Origin of the sequence: Pedobacter sp. CG_S7, assembly GCF_040544395.1 — a bacterium.
Taxonomy (GTDB): Bacteria; Bacteroidota; Bacteroidia; order Sphingobacteriales; family Sphingobacteriaceae; genus Pedobacter.
Window position 1 is genome coordinate 1 of record NZ_JBEONS010000069.1, and the last position, 6,090, is coordinate 6,090.

Genomic DNA, 6,090 nt, shown 5'->3' on the forward strand with positions numbered 1-6,090 from the left:
ACTGAACTTCTTTCTGCTAACTTTTTTCATCTGTCAATAAATTTACGGTTTTTTTTAGACCTTAAATTATTGACCTAATACTGGGGAGTATTATAGTACTTTATTTATCACACCTGCTCAGGAAGTGATTTATAACAAGGAAAAAAAGCAAACCGAATACATCTCGCATTCCGCAAAACCTGCTGATGCAGTGGCCTGGAAAGTAGGGAAGCTTATTTTTAAGAGTAGGGATTTGAATGAAGTAATTGCAGATATACAGCGGAAATATAATGTTAAAATAAGGGTGGAAGAGGCTTATCTGCATTGTGTGGTCACCGCTGATTTTAATAATGAACCCCTGGCAAGAGTCTTAAAGGTTTTGGCCAAACTGCTAAATATAACTATTAAACATGAAAATGGGGAATATAAACTTACAGGTAACGGATGTTAAAACTTACAAAACAAAAAATAATCCGCCCTGATCAGATTCAGCACGAATTTAAATGATCCAAAAGAAGTACCCGACAGACCTGAGAAATCATCGGAATACAATTTATTCACAAATTAAAACGTAAAATTATGAAAAAATCTCTATTTAAAAATAGAGTAATGCACTATTGTATCCTAACTATGAAATACAGTATTATAGTGAGCTGCATGACTTTTTGCTTTTGCTCACTGGCCATTGCCAACGAATCTTACAGCCAAAAGATATTGAACAACACCGTTCAAATCGAATTAAAAGACGTTACCCTGGATGCGGCCCTACAGGCCTTATCCGCTAAAGCGAATATTAAATTTGCTTATCAGGACAAAATGGTAAGAACGTCACTTCAAGTAAACCAAAACTTCAGTGAAGTAAAGCTGAGTCAAGTCTTAAGAAAAATTTTAACCCCCTATCAATTGACCTATTATATGGTAGATGATGTGGTTGTTATTATAAAACAGGCTAACCAGGATGTCATCAAGGGAAAAGTAACCGATTCCTCAGGTACGAGCATGTCAGGTGTTTCAATATCCATTAAAGGGGGCAGCGGTACCTATAGCGATCAGAATGGGAATTTCTCTATAAAAGCTGATGCTGATGCTATCCTCGTTTTCAGCTATATGGGTTTTATCAGACAAGAAGTATCCATTGGTAAAAATAGCTTTATCAATGTTAAACTAATAGCCGAAGTGTCCGATTTAAATGAAGTCATTGTAGTAGGTTACGGAACCGTAAAAAAGAGTGACCTGACTGGATCTGTGGATAAGGTGAACATGAAGGATGCTTTAAAGGCACCGGTACGTTCATTCGCAGAATTCCTTGCTGGCCGCGTGGCTGGGGTACAGGTAAGTTCAACAGATGGACAGCCAGGTGCTGGGGTAAATATTGTCATCAGGGGAAATAATTCCATCACACAAGACAATTCACCCTTATATGTAATCGATGGTTTTCCAAATGAAAACCTAGACCCTAATGTCATCAACCCGGAAGATATAGAATCCATAGAGGTGTTGAAGGATGCATCAGCGACCGCAATTTACGGTGCCAGAGGTTCAAATGGCGTAATTATCATCACCACAAAGAAAGGACAAGAAGGGCCTCCGATCATCAGCTTCAAAACTTCATATGGGATACAAAATAGATTAAAGAATCTGGATCTAATGAACCCTTCTGATTTTGTAAACTACCAGTTAGAAAGAGATACAAATCCAACAGACACACTTAGTCCAACTGCACTTTATTTAGGTGAAGGAAGAACCTTGGATTTTTATAAAACCGCACCCGAAATCAACTGGCAAGATTTGATTCTTCGCCAGGCACCGATACAAAACAATAGCCTTTCCATAAGCGGGGGAAATGCAAAAACAAGGTATTCTGTTTCAGGTTCACTCATTAATCAGGATGGTATCATTATTAATTCTGATTATAAAAGATACCAAGGTAGGGTAACGCTCGATCAAACTGTGAATGCCAAGTTAAAAGTAGGAATCAATGTAAACTACAGCAACTTAGGGCAAACAGGAATAAGTCCTTCGCAATCAGGTGGTAATGCCGCAACAACACTGTTGTATAGCGTTTACGGATCCAGACCTGTCACAGGCGTAAGGGACATTACAGGAATTGAAGATGACCTGTTTGACCCAACCGTAAATCTGTCGACCGAATACAGGATTAACCCCGTTATCAATCAGCAGAATTTGGTTAGAAAATATAGTTCTAGAAATTTAACCGCCAACGCTTATGCGCAATATGCAATATTGCCAGAACTTGTTCTACGCGTTACCGGTGGTATTTTTAATACAGCAGGCCAATACGAATCCTTCAGTAATTCAAAAACCTTATATGGAAGTAGAAGAACAACGTGGGGCGCAAGTTATGGCGTAAATGGTTCCATCAATAATTCAGAAAACAATTCTTGGATCAATGAAAACACACTAACATGGAATAAAAAAATAAATGACCACAGCATCAATATCCTTGGTGGTGTAACGGAACAAGCCGGAAATACATCAGCCTATGCCTTTGCCGCCTCCAATTTGCCCAATGAAACCCTTGGCATCAGAGGCCTAAATGAAGGACTGCCAATTCCTCTAGGAACGGTAGCCACAGCCTCCTTATGGCGTATGTCGTCATTTTTAGGAAGAGCGAATTATAATTACAAATCAAAATATTATGTTACCACATCTTTTAGAGCAGACGGCTCTTCTAAATTTTCACCAGAAAATCGTTGGGGTTATTTCCCCTCTGCTGCAGTTTCCTGGAGGTTAATTGAAGAAGGTTTCATGAAGAATATACGTGCTGTATCCGATGCCAAAATAAGGCTAAGTTATGGACTTACCGGTAACAACAGGGTTAGTGATTTTGCTTATCTTTCTACCGCAGGTTTACCCATCTACAATACTTATATTTTTAATAATGTCTATAATAGCAGTCTTGTTCCTTTAACAACTGGAAATAAAGACCTGAAGTGGGAGACCACCTCACAATTTAATGCCGGTTTAGATTTGGGATTTTTAAAAGATCGCATCAATTTAACGGCCGACATTTACCGAAAAAAAACTTACGATCTGTTGTTAAATGCCAGTCTTCCTTTTTCCATGGGCTATACCAATGCTTTTAAAAATATTGGCAGCATGAGCAATGAAGGTTTAGAACTCTCCTTAAATGCGGTTCCTGTGCAAACTAAAAACTTTAGCTGGACTAGCAATATCAATATTGCCTTTAACAAGAGTAAAATACTATCCCTTACCGAAGGTCAGGAATATTTAACATCAGCCATAAACTGGGACAACAACTGGTCCACCTTGCCAGCCTATATTTCTAAAGTAGGAATGTCTGTAGGTAATATGTATGGTTTTATTTGGGACGGTGTTTACCAGTACGACGATTTTGATAAAAATACAACAAGTGGGGCTTATGTACTTAAAGATGGCATTACAACTAACGGTAATACCAGGAGCCTTATAAAACCAGGCGATATAAAATATAAGGATCTCAATGGCGACGGCACCGTAAATGCTTCAGATTATACGGCAATCGGCAGGGGACTTCCCATCCATACCGGTGGCTTCAATAACAGCTTTACATATAAACAATTTGACCTCAACCTTTTCTTTCAATGGTCCTATGGTAACGATGCCATGAATGTAAACCGCCTTGTATTTGAAGGGAATGTATTTAACAAACCCTACCTTAACCAGCTAACTTCGTATAATAACAGGTGGACACCGGAGAATACCAATACTGATCTTTATCGGACAGGCGGTTTCTTTGGTGGTGGCTATTCTTCACGTACCGTGGAAGATGCTTCTTATCTCCGTTTAAAAACAGTAGCTTTTGGATACAATCTTCCAGCTAAACTTTCTACTAAACTCGGCATAAGAACTTTCCGGATTTATACTTCCGCACAGAATGTGATCACCTGGACCAAGTATTCAGGGGTCGATCCTGAAGTAAGCAATTATAATTCAGTACTCACACCAGGTTTTGATTTTTCTTCATACCCTCAGGCAAGAACAATCGTCATTGGTGCAAACCTCACCTTCTAATCAAAAAAATATGAAACCATTAATATTAATATTTAGCTTCATAGCACTCCTCACCATCAGTGGCTGTCAAAAATTCTTAGCAACAAAACCTGCAGACTTCCTTTCTCCAGAGGAAAATTACAATACTGAAGAAAAATTACTAAGTGCCCTTGCTGGCGTTTATAACCCACTTTCTACGATGCCCGTTTACGGCGATGCCATGTTTAACCAACTTGGAGCCGGTACAGATGAATGCATTCGTGCGGCGGCTTCCAGTACAACTGGCGTATGGGTTTATAATTACGATTATACCAATATCGATGTCAACAACTTATGGAAGCAAATGTATACCGGTATAGAAAGAGCAAATATCCTGATCGCTAATATAAAAATAGCTTCTATGGATGAAACAAAGAGAGATGCTGTTTTAGGAGAGGCACTTTTTATGAGGGCTTACTATCATTTTATGCTTGTGAGCAATTATGGAGATATTCCCCTTAAAATCACACCCACAACAGATGTAAATAATACGAATATACCACGTACGTCAACGAAAGAAGTTTATGAGCAAATATTAAAAGACATGATTGCTGCAGAAGGGAAAGTGAAAACTTCGACATCCCTTGGATACAGCAGTAGGGTAAGTAAAACAACAGTAGCGGGAATACTTGCCAGGGTATGTTTAACGATGGCCGGCTATCCATTGCTGGATAAATCTAAATATGCAGAAGCACTAAGCTGGGCGCAAAAAGTGAAAGCCTCAGGAGAACACACTTTAATTACGGCAGCATTATCTCCAGACGGAAGTAATAACAGTGGCTTCAGTCAAGTATTTGTTAATGAAATGCAGGATAAATACGATGTAAGAGAGACCATGTGGGAAGCAGAACAAAAAGGAAATAGGGCAGATGGTTACGTTTCAAACGGCCGTTTAGGTAATGATATTGGAATCGGTTACACAGTAGCAAACTTTGCAGATTCAGGTTATTGCTATGGAAACATCAGAATAACGGAACGTTTATTCCGGTTGTACGGTACAGGCGATTTGAGAAGAGATTGGGCCATCGCTCCATTTTCTTATAGTTCTAAAGGCAAGCGGGTAAATTTTACTTCCGGTCAGATTTATAACCGTACTGCGGCTAAATGGAGAAGGACTTATGAAACCTTATTACCTAAAGATAAAAACTTTAATGGGGCTAACTTTCCTATTTTAAGGTATTCAGATGTACTGTTGATGTTGGCCGAAGCAGACAACGAAGTAAATGGCGGCCCTTCGTCAAGTGCTTTGGAAGCTATAAATATAGTGAGGCGCAGGGGATACGGAACAGCATTAACTGCAACGAATGCAACAGCAGACATTCAGCCTGGAAAGACTAAAGACGAGTTTCTTAAATTGATACAGGATGAACGATCCCGCGAATTATGCTTTGAGGCATTAAGACGTCCCGATTTAATTAGGTGGGGAATCTTTATTCCAACAATGAAAGCTGTGGCATTAGAATATAAGGCCTATAATGGTACTTATGCTTATGGTGCTCTTGCGGGAACAAATGTTTCAGATAAGCATTTATTATTCCCGATACCGAGTGGTGAAATGTCTGTAAACAGGGGGGCAACACAAAATCCCGGCTGGTGATGAAACTTATCGTGATTGTAATTTACTTTCATTCTTGGATTTACTGATATTTACAACAAACAGAAGTTAATAATTTTTTAAAAAGAGGTGCCCGATAAGGTCGAGGCACCTCTTTTTTGTGCTATGAATCATTTTACCACCCATTTAATTCACCTTCTCTAATATTCTTTAATTTCATTCTTCAAATATTGATTAAGACCATTGCAAAATAAACGAGTAAAAATTAATTTTCGTTATCAAAATAGCTTTTTAGAGCATTGAAACTCATGTAGCTTTAAACAGTTATATCAGGTTTTGGAAGAAGTAAATTTCAATTTCACTAATTAGATGAGCAGAAAAATTGAAATATATTACAATGTATATTAAAAGACCGTTGCAAGGCAATATGTGATTTAACTAATTGATTAACAATAAATTACACTTGTTTTTTTTGTTATTTAGGATATTTTTATGTATTTTAG

At 38.2% G+C, this 6,090-nt stretch carries 3 protein-coding genes; all 3 read left to right on the forward strand.

Features of this window, described 5'->3' with window-relative positions:
* Positions 1-124: 124 nt before the first annotated feature.
* The 3 genes from AAKU52_RS16900 to AAKU52_RS16910 all read left to right on the forward strand — a co-directional run bounded on the left by AAKU52_RS16900 (position 125) and on the right by AAKU52_RS16910 (position 5,629).
* A complete protein-coding gene (locus tag AAKU52_RS16900) occupies positions 125-430 on the forward strand; it encodes a FecR domain-containing protein (protein WP_354335726.1) in 306 nt (101 codons plus the stop codon).
* Between the two features lie 128 nt (positions 431-558).
* The gene (locus tag AAKU52_RS16905; protein WP_354335728.1) at positions 559-4,014 is read left to right on the forward strand and encodes a TonB-dependent receptor; all 3,456 of its coding nucleotides are present in this window, start codon (positions 559-561) and stop codon (positions 4,012-4,014) included.
* A gap of 10 nt (positions 4,015-4,024) precedes the next feature.
* Complete coding sequence (locus AAKU52_RS16910) at positions 4,025-5,629, forward strand: RagB/SusD family nutrient uptake outer membrane protein (protein WP_354335731.1); 1,605 nt, start codon at positions 4,025-4,027, stop codon at positions 5,627-5,629.
* Positions 5,630-6,090: the final 461 nt, after the last annotated feature.

Coding starts and splice junctions, on each gene's coding strand:
- AAKU52_RS16910 (WP_354335731.1), top strand. CDS start 4,025: ATGAAACCATTAATATTAATATTTAGCTTCATAGCACTCCTCACCATC.
- AAKU52_RS16905 (WP_354335728.1), top strand. CDS start 559: ATGAAAAAATCTCTATTTAAAAATAGAGTAATGCACTATTGTATCCTA.